Origin of the sequence: Aeromonas rivuli, assembly GCF_000820045.1 — a bacterium.
Taxonomy (GTDB): Bacteria; Pseudomonadota; Gammaproteobacteria; order Enterobacterales; family Aeromonadaceae; genus Aeromonas; species Aeromonas rivuli.
The window spans coordinates 1-21,480 of sequence record NZ_CDBJ01000021.1 but is presented as its reverse complement, the minus strand read 5'-3'; the positions used below and the strand labels follow the sequence as shown (position 1 = coordinate 21,480).

Below are 21,480 nucleotides of genomic sequence, written 5' to 3'. Positions count from 1 at the left end.
GAGCGGGGCTATTACTCGGCCTCTGCCTGGGCTGCCTGAATACCGGTCAGGGCGATGGTGTAGACGATGTCGTCCACCAGGGCGCCACGGGACAGGTCATTGACCGGCTTGCGCATGCCTTGCAGCATGGGGCCGATGGAGACCAGCTCGGCGGAGCGCTGTACCGCCTTGTAGGTGGTGTTGCCGGTGTTCAGATCCGGGAACACGAACACGGTGGCTTTACCCGCAACCGGTGAGTTCGGTGCCTTGGACTTGGCCACGTTCTCCATGATGGCCGCGTCGTACTGCAGCGGGCCGTCGATGATGAGGTCGGGGCGCTTGGCCTTGGCCAGCAGGGTCGCTTCACGCACTTTCTCGACGTCCGCGCCGGCGCCAGAGGTACCGGTGGAGTAGGAGATCATGGCGACGCGCGGCTCGATGCCGAAAGCGGCAGCGGAGTCGGCGGACTGGATGGCAATCTCGGCCAGCTGTTCGGCGCTCGGATCCGGGTTGATGGCGCAGTCACCATATACCAGCACCTGATCAGGCAGCAGCATGAAGAAGATGGAGGAGATCAGCGACGAACCCGGGGCAGTCTTGATGATCTGCATCGGCGGACGAATGGTGTTGGCGGTGGTGTGCACGGCGCCGGAAACCAGACCGTCCACTTCGCCACGCTCCAGCATCATGGTGCCCAGCACCACGTTGTCTTCCAGCTGTTCGCGGGCGACCACTTCGGTCATGCCTTTGTTCTTGCGCAGCTCGACCAGACGCGGCACATAGCGCTCGCGCACTTCCAGCGGGTCGATGATCTCGACGCGATCGGTCAGCACCACACCCTGCTGTTCGGCGACGCGGCGGATCTCTTCCGGGTTGCCCAGCAGCACCGGACGGGCGATGCCACGCTCGGCACAGATGGCGGCAGCCTTGATGGTGCGCGGCTCTTCCCCTTCCGGCAGCACGACGCGCTTGTTGGCCTGACGGGCCAGCTCGGTCAGCTGATAACGGAACGCAGGCGGGCTCAGACGACGAGAACGGGTGGACTTGGCAGAGAGAGACTCTATCCAGTGCTTGTCGATGTGGCCAGCCACATAGTCCTGCACCAGTTCGATCCGCTCGCGGTCATCTTCCGGGATGTCGACGTTGAAGTTCTGCAGGCTGACCGCGGTCTGCCAGGTGTTAGTGCCGGTGATCATGATCGGCAGGCCGGTGGCCATGGCCTGTTGGCACAGGGCCATCACTTGCGGTTCCGGGTGATAGTTGCCGGTCAGCAGCAGGGCACCGAGCTTGACGCCATTCATGGCGGCCAGACAGGCGGAGACGATGACGTCCGAACGATCGCCGGAGGCAACCAGCAGGCTGCCCGGACGGAAGTGCTCAACCATGTTGTGGATGGAGCGGGCACAGAAGGTCACGGTCTGCAGACGACGGCTGTCCAGTTCACCCTTGTGCAGGATCTTGGCGGCCAGGTGCTTGGAGAGATCCTTGGCGCGCGGGGCGATCAGCTGGGTGTTCCAGGGGATGCAACCCAGGATGCGCAGCGGGCTCTTGCCAAACACCTGCAGCACTTCCAGGTTATGGGCGGCATCTGTGGTGTGGTGATGGGCCTCGAACATCTCGGTGAGATCGGGGCGAGTCACGCCGTGCTCGTCCACCGGTGCGCCCACCTTGTTGATCACGCAGCCGACGATGCGGGGGTTGTTGACGCCACCGAAGTTGGAGCAGGCCAGTTCGATGCGCTCTTTGAGCTTCTGGCTGGAGTCATGACCCGGGTGGGTGACGAATACCATGTCGGCGTCCAGCGCCTTGGCCACGTCATAGTTGAGCTTGTTGGCAAAGGGCTGTTTGTCGGTGGGCACCATGCCCTCGACCACCACCACTTCGGCGCCGCTGGCTTTCACGTGCTCTTCGAAGCGAGCCACAATCTCTTCCAGCAGGATATCGGTGTTGCTGGTGGTGATCATGTTCTCGGCGTAGGAGAGGGCGAAGGGCTCGGGTGGGTTGATGTTGGCAGCGGCGCGGATCACGGCGGTGGAGCGCTCGGCTCCAATCTCGCCCGGACGCGGCTGGGCAACCGGTTTGAAGAAGCTGACATTGACACCGTGACGTTCCATGGCGCGAACCACGCCAAGACTCACGGAAGTTACGCCGACACCAGTGCCGACCGGGATGAGCATAATAGTGCGTGCCACTTATTACCCCTTGTTCATTTTTTGGGATCAGGAAAAGGCCGCCCTGGGGCGGCCTTGCTCTACAGCTAAATTATGCGCCGACGAGATCCAGCGCGTCGTGGGCAATGACCCACTCTTCGTTGGTCGGGATAACCAGGGCCTTGGTGGAGCCAGCCTTGGAGATCTCGCCACCCTTGCCGAAGCGGGCTTTCAGGTTGGCGTCGTGGTCGACGTCAAAGCCCAGCAGCGCCAGCTTGTTCAGGGCCATCTCACGGATAGGAGCGGAGTTTTCACCGATACCACCGGTGAAGACCACGGCATCCAGACGACCATCCATGGCGGCAGCATAAGCGCCGATGTACTTGGCCAGGCGGTAGCAGTAAACGTCCATGGCACGCTTGGCTTCTTCTTTGCTGTCGTAGTTGTCTTCGACGAAACGGCAGTCGGAAGTGACTTCAGTCAGACCCTGCAGACCGGACTCTTTGGTCAGCATGGTGTTGATCTCGGCCACGCTCATGCCCAGATTGTCATGAAGGTGGAAGATGATGGCCGGATCGATATCACCACAACGGGTACCCATCACCAGACCTTCCAACGGGGTCAGACCCATGGAGGTGTCGACGGACTGGCCATTCTTGATGGCGCAGACGGAGCCGCCGTTGCCCAGGTGGCAGTTGATGATGTTCAGCTCGGAGACCGGCTTGTTCAGGATCTTGGCCGCTTCCAGGCTGATGTAGTAGTGACTGGTACCGTGCATGCCGTAGCGACGGATGCCGTTCTCTTGGTAGAGTTTGTACGGCAGGGCATACAGGAAGGCTTCCTGGGGCATGGTCTGATGGAAAGCGGTGTCGAACACGGCCACGTTCTTGTCGGCCAGATGCGGGAACACTTTCAGGGCGGCACGGATGCCGACCAGGTGGGCCGGGTTATGCAGCGGGGCCAGGGTGGCGCAATCTTCGATGCCCTGGACCACTTCGTCGGTGATGACCACGGAGGAGGTGAACTTCTCACCACCATGCACCACACGGTGACCGACGGCGATCAGGTTCTCGGCCAGGGCCGGATTCAGGGGCAGGATCTTGTTGACTATGAAGTCCAGCGCTTCCTGGTGGGCGGCACCGGCGCCGAGATCGGCACTGCCTTTCTCGCCGTTGAGCTTCCACTTGATGCGGGCATCGTCGAGACCGAAGCACTCGGCCAGGCCGGACAGCAGGTCGTCGCCTGTGGTGGCATCGATCACGGCAAACTTCAGGGAAGAGCTACCACAGTTAAGTACAAGAACCAGCTTACTCATGAATAAATCCTATCGCAGATTGGGTTGTGTAGGAGGACTGCACGGACGCAAAGGCGTCCAACATCTTCAACTTATCCTTATGAGGGTTGGCAATCTGTTGCTTGCCCCTTGTATAGTGATACAAGACCCGAAATCCTGACGCCTGCCGATGGGTGCCCGAGGGGCCACTGGCGGTAAAAATAGGCGGACAAAGGATAACCTCATTGTTGAAAAATAACAAAGTCATCCTAAACCTTTGCTATGTTCCATCAAATTTTTACGCGGTTTTGCCGTTAATACGTTCAAAATTAGCTCGGAGGTAATATGAGCATGAATTCTTTTGGAACTAAGTTACAGCAAGGCCGACATTATATGACGATTTGGCCGCGCCGTCCCGAGCTCAATCCGCTGTTTCCTGAAAACCGTGTCATCCGCGCCACCGAGTTTGCCCTCAAGGTGATCCCGGCCCTGGCCGTGCTCAGCATCATGCTGCAGTTCCAGTTTGGTCAGGATTACTACTGGCCTTCGGTCATCACCAGCGTGCTCTTCCTGCTCAGCCTGCCGCTGCAAGGTTATTACTGGCTCGGCCAGCGTGCCGCCACCCGCCTGCCGCCCTCTCTGGCCAGTTGGTACCGGGAGATCAATAGCAAGATGAACGAGCAGGGCGGCCGCCGTCAGCTGGTGGCCCAGCCTCGCTATGAAGAGCTGGCCGATACCCTCAACGCCGCTTTCAAGCAGCTCGATAAATCCTTCCTCTACGAGTGAGCCCAGCTTGATGCATCAAGGCGCCCCGGGGCGCCTTTTTTATCGGTCGGGTTGTGCATCGGCGGTACCCTCAGGCGGCCAGGATCTTGCGGATCTCCTGGATGGAGAGCTTGTACTGACGTGGACACTGGCGCCACACCGCCAGCATCCGCTGGTATTTGTCACCCATGGCAATGTCGCTGGAGAGTTCGTCGCAGGGGCAGTCCAGCTCGGGGAAGCGCTTGTCCACCTCGAGCAGGAAGCAGACATAGTCTGCCAGGGCGGCTTCCTGGCTGCGGCTGTAGCCGTTGAAGCGCAGTCGACTGGCTGCTATCTCCCCCTGATTGACCGGATCCAGGTTCCCCCAGGAGATGGCCAGGGCATGGTGCAGCTCCAGGGTGTCCAGCACCCCTTGGCAGGTGGCCAGATCCAGGTGGCCGAAGTGTTTTTCCAGCTCGAGGATCTGCAGGCAGTAACCCTTTTCGATGATGGTACTGGCGCGCTGATAGTGGGCGGCTCGCTCCGGGTTGAGCTTGGCCAGGATCTCGTACTGGTTGCTGAGGATCAGGCGCTCGGTGTGGCTCATGTTCATGGGTTTTCTCGCTGCAAGATGAAACTGGCACCAAGTTAACCCAGATATCAGATGAATTTTTTGATCTCGAAGGGGAGTTGTCGTCAAAAAACCTGGCGGTGAGTCGGGCCGTGCCCAACGTGGGGCATCAAAGAGAGTGCGGCACAACGGCACACAGCAAGAGAGGGCCCCGGGCCCTCTCTTGTTTCATCTGTCTCATCCCAGCCATGGCTGGGATGACAGCCCCGGTTGCGGGGATGGGCTTAGCCCTTGACGAAGTCCAGCACCACCTGGTGGTGGTTGCTGGTCTTGAACTTGTCGAAGCGGTGGACAATCTTGCCCTCTTCGTCGATGAGGAAGCTCAGGCGATGGATGCCGTCATACTCCTTGCCCATGAATTTCTTCGGACCCCAGACCCCGAAGGCATCTGCCACGGCATGGTCTTCGTCGCTGAGCAGCCGGAAATTGAGGCTGTCGCGCTGTGCGAATTTTTTGAGGCGCGTGCTGGCATCCGGGCTGATGGCAAGCACCTCCACATTGAGGGCGGTCAGCTCCGCATTGACGTCGCGCAGGCCGCAGGCCTGGGTGGTGCAACCCGGGGTCATCGCCTTGGGATAGAAGTAGACCAGTACCTTCTTGCCGCGCAGATCGCTCAGGCGAACTGGTTGGCCATCCTGATCTTGCAGGGTGAAATCGGGTGCCATGGCACCGGCTGACAAGGGGTTGATGGGTTCAATGGCGGACATCTTGGCTCCTTGGTGAAGCGGGCAATCGGGGGATCCCACCTCAAGCATGCTTGCGGTGGATGATAAATTCGAACGACTCGGCGCCCAGGTTCTGACAAAAGGTCGCGAAGGCGGCCTCGGAATCGGTGACCTCGCCCGCGCGGGTCAGGTTGAGTTGAAAGGCGGCCTTGAAACGGTTGTAAGGCTGCTGCTCCCGGGTTTCGGTCTGCATGGCCTGGATGTCCCAGCCGTGATCAATGAAGAACTGGGTGCACTGACTGACGATGCCCGGCTCGTCACGGATCAGGATCTCGGCACTGGCATTGGTGTCATATTGCAGGGAGTGGTGGCGCTCGGTGCGCTTCATCATGGTGATGAGATCCCACTCCTGACTGCGCAGGGGCAGGCTTATTTCGAGCTGCATCAGGCTGTTCCAGTCACCGGACAGCAGCATGATGAAGGTGAATTCGTTGCCGAAGATGCCAAGGCGGCTGTCGACAATGTTGCAGCCACAGCCACTCACGTGGCGAGTCACTTCGTTTACTATGCCAGGCCTGTCCGTGCCGATGGCCGTTACGACCAGGTAATGCGTCATAAGTCCTCTCTCGTCCATTCATTATTCTGGCGCAAGAAGGCTCGGGTGAGCCGGGGTCCACGCAGGGGAACACCATTGCGGACATAGCGCCGTTTTGTGGCGGATGGTAACACGGCTTGCCACCTGCCTCCCTTGTTTTTCAAAGGGGTCAGCTTTACCATTACGCCCCTGAAAATCGGGAGAAATATCCATGTTACGCGGTAGTCTTGTCGCTCTTGTCACCCCTATGCTGGCTTCAGGTGAAGTCGATTGGGCCAGTCTGGCCCGTCTTGTCGAGTACCACGTGGCTGCCGGGACCTCGGCCATCGTCTCGGTCGGCACCACGGGGGAGTCGGTTACCCTGAGTGAGCAGGAGCATATCGCCGTTGTGGAAAGGACCGTGGCCCTGGCTGGCGGACGCGTGCCTGTCATCGCCGGTTGTGGCTCCAACAGCACGGCTCACGCTATCGCACTCTCTCAACGTCTCGCCCAAACTGGCGTGGTAGCGGGTCTCTCTGTCACCCCTTATTACAATAAACCGACCCAAGAAGGTCTCTATCGTCACTATTGTGCGATCGCCGAGGCTAGTGGTCTGCCTCAAATTCTTTATAATGTGCCGGGGCGCACCTGTTGCGATCTCAAACCCGAGACAGTGGCTCGGCTGGCCAAGGTGCCGGGGATCATCGGCTTGAAAGAGGCAACCGGCGATCTGACGCGCACGCCGCTGCTGCGCGAGTTGTGTGGATCCGATTTTCTTCTCTACAGTGGCGATGATGCGACTGGATGTGATTTTATGCTGCAAGGGGGCGATGGGGTCATCTCCGTCACCACCAATATTGCGGCGGCCCAGATGGCCGACATGTGTCGTGCTGCCCTGACTGGCGATGCCGGTCTGGCCCATGACATCAACAATCGATTGATGCCGTTGCATCGGACTCTGTTCTGCGAGCCGAGTCCCATCCCCGTCAAGTGGGCCTGTGCCCGATTGGGATTGATAGCGACGGCGACCCTGCGTCTGCCGCTGACCGACCTCACCCCCGAGGGCGAACAGGCGATGACGCAGGCTCTGACGACTGCGGAGTTGATGGCGAGTGTTTAAAACAAACGGAAAGGGAAGTGCAGTGCGTCTGGCCATGAGTGTGGTGACCCTGGCCGTACTGGCCGGTTGCAGCTCACCGGCAGAACGCAAGATGGCCAACCGTGGTTTCGAGTATGAGGAAGCCCGCCTGGAAGGCCGCGCTTTCCTGATACCTGCCGGGTTGCAGAGCCCCGCCTTTAACAGCGATTTCAATATCCCCGCCCTGCCCGAGAGCAGCCGCGAAGGCGCCATTGGTGCCAAGGTGGACGTGCGTCCACCCGCCCAGTTGTTGACTGTGGTACCGGGTAGCCAGGTGGTGGCCAATGCGGCCGACCCCACGGTCTCTTTCTATGCCCTGAGCACCCAGCAGGATATTCAGAATGATACCTGGGCCTTCCTGATGAACTTCCTGGCCAAATACAAGGTCACTACCGAGACGCTGGATCGCCAGAGCGGTGTACTGGAGACCGGCTGGTTCGACAACACCTTGGCGCTCGATGGCTGGGGTGAGGAAGATGACGATTATCAGATCCGTCAGCGTTACCAGTTCGTCTTGAAAAATGATCTCCAGCGCCATGCGGTCAACATGTCGGTGAAGGTGGTCGATCATGAAGAGATCCTCGACGGTGAGACCACGACCAGCCTGACGCCAGCCGAGGCCAAACGCTACGCGACCCGCGCCCTGAACCAGTTCTCCCTCTATTACGACAAAGAGCTCAAGGCGCGCGAGCAGCACAAATCTAGCGATGGCATGGCGTTGCAGCTCGGTCTGGACAACAACGATTTGAGCGCCTGGATTGCCGGGGGATCCTTCGATCAGGTGTGGCGTCGCCTCAACCAGATCCTGCCTGGCTACGGTTTCGTCATCAAGGATACCCAACAGTCTCTGGGCTGGATCGACGTCGAGTATGACGATCCGGGCAGCGATTTCTGGCAAGCCAAGGGGGCTGAGCCCTTCAAGCTGGAGGAGGATAAATACCGCTTCCAGCTCGGCGAGATGGCGGGGGGCAAGACCTCCATCACCCTGTTCGACAAGGATAAAAAACCTGTGTCGTCCGGGACTATCTCCCAGATGTATATCAGTCTGTCCGAGGCATTCGCCAAGGCCCAGGCCGATCAAGCCGCAGCAACAGCAGAATAGAAACAGGGGCCTAGTGCCCCTGTTTTATTAGGTTAATCCCCTACAAACTGGGGGCTTGCTTGGTGCGTGTGTTTGGCTAGTCCCCAGCAACAGGGGCCTGGCATGTGTGTTTTATCAACCCCCACAACAGGAAGTGTTAAAAGCCATGAGTCTTGCAGATCAAGTATTGGCGGTGAATGACGATTTACCGATCCGTACCGATAAACCTGTCCATTCCGGCAAAGTGCGCAGCGTCTACTGGTTGACCCAGGCAGACAGTGCCCGGCTCATCAGAGAGAAAGGCTATGATGTGCCGGCCGATGCGCCGCTGGCCATCATGGTGATCAGTGACCGTATCTCTGCCTTCGACTGCATCTGGCAGGGGGTGGACGGACTGAACGGCGTACCGGGCAAGGGCGCGGCACTCAATGCCATCTCCAGCCACTGGTTCAAGTTGTTCAAGGAGAAGGGACTGGCCGACAGCCACATCCTGGACATCCCGCACCCCTTCGTCTGGATAGTGCAAAAAGCCCGTCCCGTGATGATCGAGGCCATTGCCCGCCAGTACATCACCGGCTCCATGTGGCGTGCCTACAAGAATGGCGAGCGCGAATTCTGCGGTATCACACTGCCGGAAGGTCTGAATAAGGATCAGAAGCTGCCTGAGACCCTGATCACCCCTTCTACCAAGGGTGTGCTGACCGGTCTGGAAGGGGTGCCCGAGGCCGATGACGTCAACGTCTCCCGTGCCGACATCGAGCGCCACTACCAGGGCTTCAACTTCAGCAGTCTGGATGACATAGATCGCTACGAAGTGCTGCTCAAGGAAGGCTTCAGTGTCATCAGCGATGCCCTGGCCGCGCTGGATCAGGTCTTTGTCGACACCAAGTTCGAGTTTGGTTACGTCCATGATGCCGAAGGCCGCGAGAAGCTCATCTATATGGATGAAGTGGGCACCCCGGACAGCTCCCGCATCTGGGACGGCCCGGCCCTGCGCGAAGGCGAGATCATCGAGAAATCCAAAGAGGGTTTCCGTCAGTGGCTGCTGAACCACTTCCCGGATCCGGACATACTGCTCAACAAGCACCGCATGCCGGAACGTTTTGCCCTGGCTCGGGACAACAAGTTGCCCACCGAGGTGATGATGGATATCTCCAACACCTACGTGGGTATCGCCGAGAAGATCATCGGCCACAAGCTGGTGCGCAGTGCCAATCCCAAGCAGGAGATCATCGAGGTGCTGCGTGAGCAGTACGGCCTGATCGACTGAGGCTACGCTTTTTTATCGCCGAAAAACAAACGTTTGCTGGCGATGAAAGCAACCAGCTGATAAATGAACGGGCCCCATTGCGGGGCCCGTTTTTTATTGCTGATCTGGCTTGGCAGCGAGGCCGCAGGGATCAAGCATTGACCCTGAACACCTGACCGGTCTGCACCCCGAGCACGGATTTCTGATAGGCCAGAGCCACTCGGGCGGCCGGCACGGGCTCGAAGCCGGGGAAGAAGGCTGCGTACTTATCCATCGACTCGGTCAACAGGGTCGGGCTCACCACATTGATGCGCAGCCCTTTGGGCAGCTCGCAGGCGGCCGCCTTGGCGAAGTGTTCTATGGCGCCATTGATGGTGGTGGCACTGCAGCCCCAGTTGATGGGCTCTTCGCTCAATATGCCGCTGATCAGGGTGATGGAACCCCCTTCGTTCAGATAGGGAATGGCGGCGCGGGTCAGTTTGACTTGGCCCATCAGCTTGCTCTCCAGGCCGAGCTGCCACTGCTCATCGGTCAGCTCGGTGAGAGGGGCGAAGGCCACATTGCCGCTGGCGACCACCAGGGCATCGAACCGGCCGATGCCTGCAAACAGGGCGGCGATGGAGGCACCATCCGTCATGTCGACGGTGGCATCCCCCTGGCTGCGACCGACCCGGACAATCTCATGTTGAGTTGCCAGCAGGCTGCTGACGGCGGAACCGACTGTGCCACTGGCACCGACAATCACTATTTTCATGGCTGCACTCCTTGTTGGGATGTGTTGATGATAGCGCGCCAAAAAAGAATAAAAAGCGCTTAAAATAAACCAATTGTTGTCATTTTGGAGTTAATTAAGTGGAGATAGGCCATCTATCGAGCTTCTATCAGGTGGTACTGAGGGGCAGTTTCTCGGCGGCAGCCGACGCACTGGGGGTGAGCAAAGGCATGCTCAGCCGCCATGTCAGCAGCCTGGAGCGCAGCCTCAATGCCCAGTTGTTGCAGCGTACCACCCGCAGGCTCAGCCTGACCGAGGCAGGCAAGACCCTCTACCAGCAGGCGGGTCAGATCTTTGCCCTGGCCCAGCAGGCTCAGCAGGACATACAGGCACTGACGGAAGAGGACAGCGGCCGATTGCGTTTCACCTGCCCGGTCAGCACTGGAGACAGGATGGCGGCCGAGCTGCTTGAGCGCTTCGCGCGCCTCTGTCCCGGGGTGACGGTCGAGTTCAACTTCACCAATACCGCCCTCGACATGCGCCAGGGGGAACATGACATCGCCCTGCGTGCCATGGAGCGGATCCCGGACAATCTGGTCGCCCTCTCTCTGGGACGGCTCAGGGATGTGGTGGTGGCGAGCCCGGCCTGGGTGGCGGGCCATGGTCTGCCGACGACCCCCTATGAACTCGCCGCCCACTCCTGTTTGCTGCAGGATCATAATCCTGCCTGGGAGCAGTGGCATTTCAACAGGGAAGGGGAGGAGGTCAGCATACTGGTGCAGGGCCGGGTACGCGCCAATCACTACAGCACCCTGGTGCAACTGGCGGTGGCCGACATGGGGCCCACCAAGTGCCCGTTGATGCTGGTCGAGCCCCTGCTGGATCGGGGCCAACTGAGCTTGCTGCTGCCCGACTGGCAAAGCGCGCTGCATCCCATTCACATCCTCCATGCCCAGCGGCGGCGGGTACCGCGCAAGATCAAACTGTTCAAGCAACTGTTGCAGGCGTGGTTTCAAGAGCATCCGCACTATCTGGTGTGAGGGCGCGCAAGCGTTGGGTAAAACAGGGGGGATGAGGATATCCGCCGCACAGTGCTCAAATAACAATCCCCCCGGCCAGATGGCCACTCCTGGCTGTTATCTGCCTGTCACAAAGGCTCGTTAAGGTAGCGGGCCATGAGTGCAACAGATAATGGATGACAAGATGAACAGAGCATGGGGCCTTGCCCTGTTATTGGGCGCAGGGTCATGGAGTGCGGCCGCGCTGGCCGAGATCAGGGTATCGGTGCCTGCGCCGTTTCAGCTGCTGGCGGTGCAAGAGGGCAAGATCCTCGATGAGCACAGCGCCACCTTGAAGGAGGGGGTCGCTCAGCTGCTGATCCGCTATGACGGGGTGGAAGAGAGCCGCACCAGCAGCGACAACGACACCCATCATCTTTCGGAGCCGCAGGTGGTTCGGGTCGAACGCCACAGCGGTCAGCTGCAACTGCTGCCGGATGTCGCCGCCGGTGCACTGAACAGTGGCGAGCAGATGGCCGCCTTTGCCAAGGCGCCCAAGCTTAGCCTGGACGATGGTCAGGGCCAGCCGGTCGCCTTCACTCAGGATGAGCTGGCCAGCCAGGGTCTGCAACTGGGCATCGATTGGCCCGAGCGCCTGGCCGATTACAACCGGGATGGCGGGGTTGCGGCGCTGGCACTGATCGCCCCGGCGCAGGCCGTGCAGGGGGTGAGCCCTCGGCCGCTGAGCGCCAGCGGCCTGGAAGCCCAGTTGCAGCAACTGTTCCTGCAGGCCGATCCGGCGCTGCGCAAGCGCTTCATCGGCTGGGCCGTTCCTCAGCTCTAGTGTCGTGGCGAGCAGGAGAGCGCGCTTGCCGTCCGCTCTCCTGCTTTCCTTGCCAAAGCGCATACAGTAAGGTGGGCCCACATCAGTGCCCCCTTAACCGCGCCGAGGTTTTCATGTTCGAACTGCATCCCCGCCTGGCCGCCGACACCCGAGTGCTCGGCGACTTGCCCCTGTGCCGTGTCTTGCTCGCCAAAGAGAGTCAGTATCCCTGGTTGATCCTGGTGCCCAGGGTTGCCGATCTGCGGGAAATCCATCATCTGGCTCCCCTTCAGCAGCAGCAGTTGATGCAGGAGTCCTGCGCCGTCGCGACCTTGATGGAGCAGCGCCTGCGCCCTGACAAACTCAATGTGGCGGCCCTCGGCAATCTGGTGCCCCAACTGCACCTGCATCATGTGGCGCGCTTCATCGCCGACAAGGCCTGGCCGGGTCCCATCTGGGGGGCTCACCCGGTCATCGCCTATGATCCACAAGTTTTGGCGAGCGAGGCCGATACATGGCGGACGGCGCTCGCCACCCTCGCCGATTTCACTCCAGTCAATGCTGATGAGTGACTCAAGAGGGCTCTGGCTCCCAGCCTGATGGCAAGGAGCAGTGCGCGCCGCCGAGTTGTGCTATAGATAAGCCCATTTTCGCCGTTCAGGAAGAGATCATGATAGTAACGAGAGCCGATGACGATACCGTGCTGACCACGGAAGATGTACTACTGAGCCTGTGCAACTCGGTCACCAAGGTGCTGAGTGCCGCCAGCCAGAGTCAGGTGCGCTTCTCCGGCATGGTGCAGAAAATAAGCAAGACCTGTCTCAAGCCCGACATCGGTTGCTTCGTGCTGTTCGACGGCGGTTTCTCCGGTTTGGTGGTGATCAACTTCTCTGCCGCCGCGGCCATGGAGCTCTACGAGAGCTACATGCTGAGCATGGGCCTCTCCAAGGCGGATCTCGCCATCTCCCACACCTCCGACGAGGTGAGCAACGTGATGGGGGAGTTGATGAACCAGATAGTCGGCAACTTCACCCACAAGGTGGGTCGCGATCTGGAGACTCACATCACCCAGAACCAGCCCAAGATGCTGGCCCTGAACAAGCAGGTGATGTTGAGCGTCGATACCAACCTGGATAATCCTGAGTCGCGCCGTGTCACCTTCTTCACCGCCCGCAACAACATCTTCTATCTGGAGCTGGCGATGGACAAGGCGGAGTTCATCCGTCTGCACAATGAGGGACGGGATCAGGAGGAGCTGAGCCCGGACGAGCTGATTGCCCTCACCAAACAGGGCCAGGTGGCGCCGCCGAGCGCCGCTCCCAAGGCCGCAATGGCCAACGATCATGACGATCTGCTCGACTCCCTCGGCCTCTAGTTCCGGGTTAGCGAGTGCTCGCCAGCGTGGGCCGACCGCCCACCCCTGATGCAAGAAGGCCACCCCAGGGTGGCCTTCTTGCTATGAGCTCAGCACTCAGAAGTTGTAGAGCAGGCCGGCGCTCAGGGAGCTGGCGTTACTGTCATAGAAGCTGATGTCCGAATCGGCCTTGGCATAGCTGGCGCTCACCACTCCGGACAGGGGGGCGACCCCGAACAGCTGGTGCCAGAAGAAGGATCCACCGAGGGCGAACTCTTTGGCATCGGCGCGTCGGCCAAAGATGGGCTGGACGGCATCGTAGTCACGCTGGCCCAGATAGAGGTTGCTGACCAGAGACCATTGGCTGCCCTTGACGCCATAGCTCAGCTGCACACCTGTGCTGTCATAGCTCTCGGCGCGGCCATCGAGATCCGCCTGCTTGTAGACCAGTGCAGGCTCGAGCAGCTGACCCGGGGCAAAGCGCCACAGGTAACCGAGTTCAAATGCATACTCATGACCGTTGCGATCCAGCTGCTGGGCGACATCGTGGCCATAGCGTTCGCCGCTGTGTTCGTTGTCGATATCAATCTTGCGCACCGTCGCCTTGCCGTTGAAATTCGAGCCCCAGATCTTGTCCCAGCTCAGACGTATGCCGCGGGAGCTGCGATCCGTAGTCTCTCTGTCTACCCCGGTGGCGAAGGGATCCTGCCACTGTTCGGTGGGCAGGGCACTGAACACGTAAGAGCCGGCGATGATGCCCTTGTCGCCAAGTTGCTGCCGCACCCCGAACTGCTGGGTGAAGTCGAAACGCACCGCATCCTGGATAAGGTTACCGAGGAACAACTGGGTACGGGAGTCGGCGAAGGTGTAACGCAGATCCGCATTGATCAGGGGGGTCAGGCCATCGGAGCGCTCGGCCGAGCCCAGGTTGTCGATGCGGTCATGACTGTCATGTCCCTTGTAGAAGTTGGATTCGTAGCTGCTGGCGTTGATGCCACCGAGCAGGAAGCCGGAGAAACCAGACTGTGCCGGGATCTCGATGATCTCGGCATGAAGGGGACCTGCGGCCAACAAGCCGAGACCGAGCAACAGACTCTTGTGCATTTCTCACTCCTCAAACGAGAACGTTTCAAACTAATAAGCGATGGGCATTATAGGGCGCTGATGGGCGGCTGTCTGCGCCAATGGAGGCTGTTTTGGCCGAGGCGTGATGCCCCATTCTACTGAGTTTTTTGTCAGGTAAAGGGCGGGGGAGCCGGGCTCTTGCTTCCTCCGGGGCTGACCAGGAGCAGATCGCCGCATGGACGCCAGTGGGGCTTGGCTCACAAAGGCGGGGGCGAGGCGCCATCCCCGTGAGGGAGGGCAAGCGTTCCGGCGTTGAGGCTGGTATTCTGGGAAGCGAATAACGGGGAGAAAACAACGAGATGAAGCAGATTAAATCCTGGGCCCAGTATTATGTGGATCTGATGACCAAGCTGGGACTGGTGCGATTCAGCATGTTCCTGGCGGCGGCCATCATAGTGCTGGCGGTTTCCATCCAGATGGGGGTGACCCTGTTTCTGCGCGGCACCATCGATGTGGTCGATCTGGTGCGCTCCGTCTTCTTCGGTCTGCTGGTCACCCCCTGGGCCGTTTACTTTCTCTCCATCGTGGTGGATCAACTCGAGGACTCCCGGCAACGGCTGAGCCGTATGGTGCGCAAGCTGCAAGAGATGCGCGAGCGCGACCTCGAACTCAACAGCCAGCTACAGGAGAACATCAGTCGTCTCAACGTCCAGATAGCCGAGACCAACCGGGCCGAGACCTTGCGCCAGCAGGCCATCGAAGATCTGGAGAATGAGGTGTTTCAGCGCGAGAAGGCCCAGCTGCACCTGGGGGAGCGCACCGCCCTGTTGCGATCCTTCATCGATTGCTCCCCGGATCTGGTCTATTACCGCAACGAGGACGAGCAGTTCTCCGGCTGCAATACCGCCATGGAGCAGCTCACCGGCCGGGTCGAGGCTGAGCTGATCGGTCTGACGCCATTTGATGTCTACAAGCTGGATATCGCCAATAAAGTGGTGGAGACCGACCGACAGGTATTCGCCACCAATGAACCCATGACCTATGAGCAGTGGCTCGAATATCCCGATGGCCGCAAGGCTTACTTCGAACTGCGCAAGGTGCCCTTCTTCGACCGTTTCGGCAAGCGGCTCGGCCTGCTCGGCTTTGGCCGTGACATCACCGAGCGCAAGCAGTATCAGGACAAGCTGGAGAAGGCGAGTCGCGACAAGACCACCTTCATCGCCACCATCAGCCACGAGCTGCGCACCCCCCTCAATGGCATAGTGGGCCTGAGCCGGATGCTGATGGACACGCCGCTCTCTCCCGCCCAGCACCAGCAGCTCAAGACCATCCACCTGAGCGCCGTGACCCTCGGCAACATCTTCAACGACATCATCGATCTCGACAAACTCGACCGGCGCAGGCTGGAGATAGTACCGACCCGCATTGACCTGCCCGCCTTCCTCGATGAGCTGGAGACCCTGTCGCGCATCCAGGCCGAGCAGAAGGGGCTCTATCTGCATTTCGACCGGGATGGCGACATGCCGCAGTTCGTCATGGCCGACGGCACCCGCTTGCGTCAGGTGCTGTGGAATCTGGTGGGCAACGCGGTCAAGTTCACCGACGAGGGGGGGGTGACCATCCGTTGCCTCGCCCATGAGGCCGAAGCGCCGGGCAAGCTGGCACTGCACTTCGAGGTGGAAGACACCGGCATCGGCATCCCCCGTCCCCAGCAGGAGAAGATCTTCGCCATGTACTACCAGGTGGAGGGGCAGAAGCATGCCACCGGCACCGGTATCGGTCTCGCGGTCTCCCGCCAGTTGGTGCAATCCATGGGCGGTCAGCTCTATGTGGACAGCGATGTTGGGGAGGGCTCCTGCTTCACCGCCGAGCTGGAGGTGGCCTGCGTCGAGCCGGTGAGCGAACCCGAGTCCCCCGACAGTGGTCTCACCCTCGACATACTGCTGGTGGAGGATGTCGAGCTCAATGTCACCGTCGCCTGCGCCCTGCTCGGTAAACTGGGGCATGAGGTCAAGGTGGCCCGCACCGGCAGTGAGGCCATCGCCATGGCCAATCCGGATGACTTCGATCTGATCCTGCTCGATATCCAGCTGCCTGACATGACCGGATTCGATGTCGCCAGTACCCTGCTGGACCAGTATGGCGACAGCCTGCCCCCCATGGTGGCGCTGACCGCCAACGTCACCGGCGATCGCCAGTATTACCTCGCGCGCGGCATGCAGGATGTGATCAACAAGCCGCTGCGCTCCCAGGCGGTGCGCGCCGTGATCGCTCACCTGTTTGCCGATCTGACCGACGAGGAGGCTGAGGCCGCCACCGAGCAGACGCTGCAGAACGACTTGCTGGATCTGGGCTTTTTGACTGACTACGCCGACACGGTCGGCAAGCCGATCCTGCTGTCGAGCGTGGATCTATTCGAGAAGATGATGCCGGACTACATGGCCGTGCTCGACTCGAACATGATTGCCAGGGATCAGGCGGGAGTCGTGGAGGAGGCCCACAAGATCAAGGGGGCCGCCGGCTCCATCGGCCTGCGTCGCCTGCAACAGCTGGCCCAACTTATCCAGACCCCGGATCAGCCCGCCTGGTGGGAGAATGTGGAAGACTGGATTGAATCGCTGCGCCTTGCCTATCCCGGCGACATAGCCCGACTACGCAGCTGGCTGCAGGAGTGACCCCATGTACCAGACCCTGATCCCGGCCCTGCGCATCCATCCCCGGATCCTGCCTGAGGGGGAGGAGAGCCTGCTGGCGGCGACCGAGTTTGACCGGGCCCGCATCGTCCAGGCGGCGCCGGTGCGCCGCCTGCAGCAAAAGACTCAAGTGTTCCCTCTTGATGTCAAGGCCTCGGTGCGTAGCCGGCTGACTCACTCCCTGGAGGTGCAGGAGACCGGCCGCCAGATCAGTCGCCAAATTTTAGGGGCACTGCCCCTGGATGCCGTCTGCCCCTGGTCGTTTATCAATCTGGTGGAGATGGCCTGCCTGCTCCATGACGTGGGCAACCCGCCATTCGGCCATTTTGGTGAGCAGGTGATGGGGCAGTGGCTCGGCGAACAGCTCGATCCTCTGTTTGCGATGGCCGTGGGGCAGGGGAGCGAGCAGTGGCCGCTATTGCGCGCCGACCTGCTCGGCTTTGATGGCAATGCCCAGAGCCTGCGCCTGGTGCACAGCCTGCATGAGCTCAACCTGACCCTAGGGCAGCTGGCTGCCTTGTGCAAATACCCGGAGCAGCTCAGCCACGCCGGCGGCCAGGCCCAGCATCATGGCTGGGCGACCAAGCGCGGCATCTTCTTCAGTGAGCAACCCCTCTATGCACAGTTGAGCTTGAGCCTGGGGCTGGCCCCTGGCTGTCGTCACCCCTTGGTCTACATCATGGAGGCGGCGGATGACATCTCCTACTGCATCGCGGATCTCGAGGATGCGGTGGACAGGCGCATCCTCAGCCAGAGCGAGCTGAGGCGCGCCTTGGCGCGGGCCGACGAGGGGGAGTATATGCAGGCCTTGTTGCAAGAATCCCGACAGGCGCCCGAGGGGTTCTTCCCTCATTTCCGGCAGCGGCTGACCGATGATCTGGTGGCCCTGGCGGCGCAGACCTATCTGGCCGAGCATGAGGCTATCCTCTGCGGCAGTTACCCCCATGCGCTGCTCAGTGGCCAGGCCCCGGCGGCCCGGGTGCTCGAGACCCTGAAGCAAGTGGCCCGTGAACAGGTGTTCATGCGCCCGGAAGTGGAGGCGCTGGAGCTTGAAGGCTATGCCGCCCTGCGTGGCGTGCTGTCGACCTACTCCTGCCTGCTGGCCTTGCCAGAGCCCCAGTTTGCCCGCTTGCTGGCAGGAGCAGGGGGGGCCGAACTCTTCTTCGCCCGTCGCCTGTTCCACCGCTTGTCGGCGCGCCACCTCAAGGCATACCGCCTGGCGGTGGCAAGCTTGGATGCGCGTTTCCAGAGTCGCGCCGAGCAGGAGTGGTATTACCGGATGCGGCTGCTGCTCGATTACGTCAGCGGCATGACGGATACCTATGTGCTGGAGGAGTACCGGCTGCTCTCCGGCATCTGAGGCGGTCATCCCCGCAGTGACAGGTTTAAGTGGTCTCCCTCCCCAGATGGGGGTGAGGGCCAGGGGGACGCTTGAATTGAATCCGCTGCTTTTTTACACTCTCGACACTTGTTCCACTTTTCACGTTAAGGAGACGAATATGCAACATTCAATGTTCAACGTTGCGACTCGACACGGCACTGACCGTGTGTCCGTTCGTACCCTTTTACCGCGTGGAGTGAGCAGGTAACACTGTCACTATTTATCACCCGCGGTTCTTCCGCCGGGTGAATTTCCCCGCTCTTCGGGAGAACTGCAACGTTCAAACGGAGAGATCATATGTCTATCGAACTGACCCTGCTGCGTGGCGCCGCGCGCCTCATCGAGTTTCGGATCACCCGTATCGAGCAGCGCCGTACCCTGCTCAATCTCTCGCCCGCCCTGCTCAAAGACATTGGGCTGGAAGGAGAGGCCGTGCAGGTTTCCCACCTGCGTGAGCGGGAATACCAAACCGATTACCGGCTTGGGAATCGAATAACCTGATGGATGGGGGCCTTGCCCCCATCCCGGCTAACAGCGGGCCCCCGGGGCCCGCTTCGCCGAAAATCATTCTATCTTCCCCGGTGTTTTCCCTCATGAACCCCCGCCATCGGTCCGATAAGTCCTGAAGGGCCACCCGGTAGTGAGGTCAGTGGCTGCCCCTGCCAGTTGTGACTGTGATAGTCTCGAACCTGGTTGGCAAGGAGCCGCCCCGCCATCAGCAGAGCTCGCTACAGGTAGCGTCCGCTGGTCGCCAGACTCATCGACGCAGCGCTCAAGCGCTCTCCCCGGAACAAGGATGTTCATGAAAATTGCCGCAAAATTGTTACTCGCCTTCGGCTTCGTCAATCTGCTGATCCTGCTGTCAGCGGTACTCATTCATCATCAACAAAACAAGATCAGTGCCTCGGAACAGGCACTGATGCACCAGGCCCTGCCCGCCTTGCAGCGAGATGAGGCGAGTCAGAAGGCGCTGGTGGCCACCGTCTCAGCCCTGCGTGGTTATCTCATCCTCGGTGAGGATCCCGCCCAGGCACAGCGGCTCAAGCAGGAGTGGCAGGATGCCTGGCAGCGCATCGAGGGGCAGACCATGGCCCCGGCGCTGGGTGAGCGCTTGGCCGCCTTCAAGCTGAGTCAGCAGCAGCTGTGGGATCTGGCCCACACCGATGACAACCTGCCTGCCCATACCCTGATGCTGCAAGAAGCCGGTCCCCTGGCGGAGGCTGCCCTGGATCAGCTGCAATCCTTCACCAACGAGGAGGTGGCGAGCGAGGAGAGCCTGCTGCCCGGAGACAGACGCCGCCTGCTCAAACAGGTGGGGGATGCCTATAACGGTCTATCCAACGCACTCTCGGCGCTGCGTGATTACCTCATCTCGGGGGAGGCTGACTACCGTCAGAAGTATCAGGATTACTACCAGTTCCACCGCCAGCGGGTCGCGGAGATCGGGGGGCAGGCTGCCGACTTCACCGAGGCGCAGAAGAGGCTTTGGGGGCTGTTCGAGGAGATGTCGACCCCCTTCAGTGACCTGGTCGGGCAGGTGATCGCCAAACGTCAGGCACCGGACTGGAACAGAGCCAACTATCTGATGGCCAAAGAGATAGAGCCTGCGCTGCACGAGCTGGCCGGCCAGCTTGCGGATCAGGTCAGTCAGACCCATGCCGAGGTGGCGCGAATGGGGGCGCAGATGGATGGTGCCAGTAGCCGTATTCGCACCATGTTGATCGCCTCTACCCTGGCCGTCTTGCTGCTCAGCACCCTGGTGGCCCTCTGGCTCAGTCGCCATCTGACGGGGGACATCCGTCTGCTCGAGCGCCGTGCCAGTCTGGTGGCATCCGGCTGCCTGCCCGCCGAACCACTGCCGCTGCGCCGCCGTGATGAGCTGGGGGGGCTGACCGGTTCTCTGAACCAGATGTCGGCCCAGTTGCGCCAGCTGGTGGCCGATATCCAGGGCGCGGTCAATCAGGTGGAGGGGGTCTGCGGTGAAGTGAGTCACACGACTCGCACCATAGTGGCGGATCTCGCCAGCCAGCATCAGCGGGTGGGCAATGTCGCCGCAGCCATTGACCAGATCTCGGTCACCAGCGAAGGGGTCGCAGGCAGCATTGCCCAGGCCGCCCGCGCCGCGGCGGATGCCGAAATGCAGAGCCGGGGCGGGGATCAGGCACTCGGCCAGATGGTGGATACCATGGGCGCCATCGCCGCCATGATAGCCGAGGCCAATGACGCCATGATGCGGCTTAGCGCCCAGAGCGAGCAGGTGGGCAGAGTCACCGAGGTGATCGCCACCATCGCCGAGCAGACCAATTTATTGGCTCTCAATGCCGCCATCGAGGCGGCGCGGGCCGGTGAGCAGGGGCGAGGCTTCGCCGTGGTGGCCGACGAGGTGCGCCAGTTGGCCAGCCGCACCAGCCAATCCACCGCCGAAATCAGCCAGACCATCGCCAGTATCCAGCAGCAGACCCGTCAGACCGTGGCCACGGTGCGCGGTGGCACCCTGTTGGTGGAGGAGGGGAGCCGCGCGGTCGGCAGCGTCAGTCAGACCCTGCAGGGGGCCATCGGCCAGGTACAGGCGCTCTGCCTTCAGCTTGCCACCATCGCCACGGCCACTGAGCAGCAATCGCGCACCGCCCGGGAAGTGGCGGGCACCGTGGAGGAGATAGCTGGGCTCAGCGCCCAGTCAAGCCACCATAGCCAGCAAGGGGAGGCCATCGTTGCCCGCCTCGCTCAAGACACGGGGCGGCTCAGTCTGGCGATCAGCCGCTTCGAATTGCAATGACTTGATCCACAACGAGAAGGCCCCGCAACCTGTCAGGTTGCGGGGCCTTGTTATATTGGCGGATCCTGTGCCCGCTGGGGCGCTATCAGTCCAGACGGCGAAAGGCCTGATTGTCGAAGCTGCTGCTGATTTCCTGGTTGAGCAGGCTGACCAGCAGAGAGGGTGCGCTTCTCACCATCGGGATTTATGTCAGT

19 protein-coding genes and 1 pseudogene are annotated in these 21,480 nt (G+C 60.7%); 12 read left to right on the top strand and 8 right to left on the bottom strand.

All coding sequences use genetic code 11. The features are described from left to right. Nucleotides 1-11 precede the first annotated feature (11 nt). Together pta and BN1130_RS03400 are read right to left on the bottom strand one after the other, a co-directional pair. Complete coding sequence (pta, locus tag BN1130_RS03405) at nucleotides 12-2,171, bottom strand: phosphate acetyltransferase (RefSeq protein WP_042040337.1); 2,160 nt, start codon at nucleotides 2,169-2,171, stop codon at nucleotides 12-14. A 70-nt stretch (nucleotides 2,172-2,241) separates the two neighbouring features. After that, nucleotides 2,242-3,444, bottom strand: a complete 1,203-nt coding sequence (locus BN1130_RS03400) for an acetate kinase (RefSeq protein ID WP_042040335.1) — start codon at nucleotides 3,442-3,444, stop codon at nucleotides 2,242-2,244. A gap of 303 nt (nucleotides 3,445-3,747) precedes the next feature. On the opposite strand from BN1130_RS03400, the gene yfbV reads away from it, so the two are divergent. Then, nucleotides 3,748-4,188: a terminus macrodomain insulation protein YfbV gene (yfbV, locus tag BN1130_RS03390; RefSeq protein WP_042040332.1), complete on the top strand. Its 441-nt coding sequence runs from the start codon at nucleotides 3,748-3,750 to the stop codon at nucleotides 4,186-4,188. A gap of 70 nt (nucleotides 4,189-4,258) precedes the next feature. Here yfbV and BN1130_RS03385 read toward each other — a convergent pair whose 3' ends face one another. The 3 genes from BN1130_RS03385 to BN1130_RS03375 form a co-directional block, all read right to left on the bottom strand. Further along, entirely contained in the window at nucleotides 4,259-4,759 is a 501-nt protein-coding gene (locus tag BN1130_RS03385; protein ID WP_042040331.1) for a YfbU family protein, read from the bottom strand. 242 nt (nucleotides 4,760-5,001) lie between these two features. Beyond that, nucleotides 5,002-5,466, bottom strand: coding sequence for a thioredoxin-dependent thiol peroxidase (bcp, locus tag BN1130_RS03380; RefSeq protein ID WP_042040353.1), 465 nt, complete (start codon nucleotides 5,464-5,466; stop codon nucleotides 5,002-5,004). Between the two features lie 58 nt (nucleotides 5,467-5,524). After that, a complete protein-coding gene (locus BN1130_RS03375; RefSeq protein ID WP_042040329.1) occupies nucleotides 5,525-6,058 on the bottom strand; it encodes a glycine cleavage system transcriptional repressor in 534 nt (177 codons plus the stop codon). A gap of 190 nt (nucleotides 6,059-6,248) precedes the next feature. On the opposite strand from BN1130_RS03375, the gene dapA reads away from it, so the two are divergent. The 3 genes from dapA to BN1130_RS03360 all read left to right on the top strand — a co-directional run bounded on the left by dapA (nucleotide 6,249) and on the right by BN1130_RS03360 (nucleotide 9,505). Then, entirely contained in the window at nucleotides 6,249-7,136 is an 888-nt protein-coding gene (gene dapA, locus BN1130_RS03370; RefSeq protein WP_042040328.1) for a 4-hydroxy-tetrahydrodipicolinate synthase, read from the top strand. Beyond that, nucleotides 7,129-8,256 carry an NlpB/DapX family lipoprotein gene (gene bamC, locus BN1130_RS03365; RefSeq protein ID WP_157013878.1) on the top strand — a complete coding sequence of 376 codons (1,128 nt, stop codon included), beginning with the start codon at nucleotides 7,129-7,131 and terminating at the stop codon, nucleotides 8,254-8,256. The genes dapA and bamC overlap by 8 nt, the downstream gene beginning before the upstream one ends. A 145-nt stretch (nucleotides 8,257-8,401) precedes the next feature. Next, nucleotides 8,402-9,505 carry a phosphoribosylaminoimidazolesuccinocarboxamide synthase gene (locus BN1130_RS03360; RefSeq protein ID WP_042040325.1) on the top strand — a complete coding sequence of 368 codons (1,104 nt, stop codon included), beginning with the start codon at nucleotides 8,402-8,404 and terminating at the stop codon, nucleotides 9,503-9,505. Nucleotides 9,506-9,635: 130 nt separating this feature from the next. Here the strand turns inward: BN1130_RS03360 and BN1130_RS03355 are convergent, their stop codons facing one another. Then, a complete protein-coding gene (locus BN1130_RS03355) occupies nucleotides 9,636-10,238 on the bottom strand; it encodes a short chain dehydrogenase (protein WP_042040324.1) in 603 nt (200 codons plus the stop codon). 98 nt (nucleotides 10,239-10,336) lie between these two features. On the opposite strand from BN1130_RS03355, the gene BN1130_RS03350 reads away from it, so the two are divergent. From BN1130_RS03350 to BN1130_RS03335, 4 genes are all read left to right on the top strand, one after another. Continuing rightward, a complete protein-coding gene (locus BN1130_RS03350) occupies nucleotides 10,337-11,236 on the top strand; it encodes a LysR family transcriptional regulator (RefSeq protein WP_042040322.1) in 900 nt (299 codons plus the stop codon). Between the two features lie 163 nt (nucleotides 11,237-11,399). After that, nucleotides 11,400-12,038, top strand: a complete 639-nt coding sequence (locus BN1130_RS03345; protein ID WP_042040352.1) for a DUF2057 domain-containing protein — start codon at nucleotides 11,400-11,402, stop codon at nucleotides 12,036-12,038. A 113-nt stretch (nucleotides 12,039-12,151) separates the two neighbouring features. Continuing rightward, nucleotides 12,152-12,589, top strand: coding sequence for an HIT domain-containing protein (locus BN1130_RS03340; RefSeq protein ID WP_042040321.1), 438 nt, complete (start codon nucleotides 12,152-12,154; stop codon nucleotides 12,587-12,589). Nucleotides 12,590-12,687: 98 nt separating this feature from the next. After that, on the top strand, nucleotides 12,688-13,392 hold the full coding sequence (locus BN1130_RS03335; protein ID WP_042040320.1) for a DUF3334 family protein: 705 nt from the start codon (nucleotides 12,688-12,690) through the stop codon (nucleotides 13,390-13,392). Nucleotides 13,393-13,488: 96 nt separating this feature from the next. On the opposite strand, the gene BN1130_RS03330 is transcribed toward BN1130_RS03335, so the two are convergent. Next, nucleotides 13,489-14,475, bottom strand: coding sequence for a DUF2860 family protein (locus tag BN1130_RS03330; RefSeq protein ID WP_042040318.1), 987 nt, complete (start codon nucleotides 14,473-14,475; stop codon nucleotides 13,489-13,491). 320 nt (nucleotides 14,476-14,795) lie between these two features. On the opposite strand from BN1130_RS03330, the gene arcB reads away from it, so the two are divergent. The 4 genes from arcB to BN1130_RS03310 all read left to right on the top strand — a co-directional run bounded on the left by arcB (nucleotide 14,796) and on the right by BN1130_RS03310 (nucleotide 21,286). Beyond that, complete coding sequence (arcB, locus tag BN1130_RS03325; RefSeq protein ID WP_042040317.1) at nucleotides 14,796-17,111, top strand: aerobic respiration two-component sensor histidine kinase ArcB; 2,316 nt, start codon at nucleotides 14,796-14,798, stop codon at nucleotides 17,109-17,111. Nucleotides 17,112-17,115: 4 nt separating this feature from the next. Beyond that, the gene (gene dgt / locus BN1130_RS03320; protein ID WP_042040316.1) at nucleotides 17,116-18,489 is read left to right on the top strand and encodes a dGTPase; all 1,374 of its coding nucleotides are present in this window, start codon (nucleotides 17,116-17,118) and stop codon (nucleotides 18,487-18,489) included. Nucleotides 18,490-18,807: 318 nt separating this feature from the next. Beyond that, the gene (locus BN1130_RS03315; protein WP_005892507.1) at nucleotides 18,808-19,011 is read left to right on the top strand and encodes a YjiS-like domain-containing protein; all 204 of its coding nucleotides are present in this window, start codon (nucleotides 18,808-18,810) and stop codon (nucleotides 19,009-19,011) included. 301 nt (nucleotides 19,012-19,312) lie between these two features. Further along, on the top strand, nucleotides 19,313-21,286 hold the full coding sequence (locus BN1130_RS03310; RefSeq protein WP_042040315.1) for a HAMP domain-containing methyl-accepting chemotaxis protein: 1,974 nt from the start codon (nucleotides 19,313-19,315) through the stop codon (nucleotides 21,284-21,286). Between the two features lie 85 nt (nucleotides 21,287-21,371). On the opposite strand, the pseudogene BN1130_RS23095 reads toward BN1130_RS03310, so the two are convergent. Beyond that, nucleotides 21,372-21,480 (bottom strand): annotated as a pseudogene (locus tag BN1130_RS23095) (transcription/translation regulatory transformer protein RfaH); the annotation flags it as partial.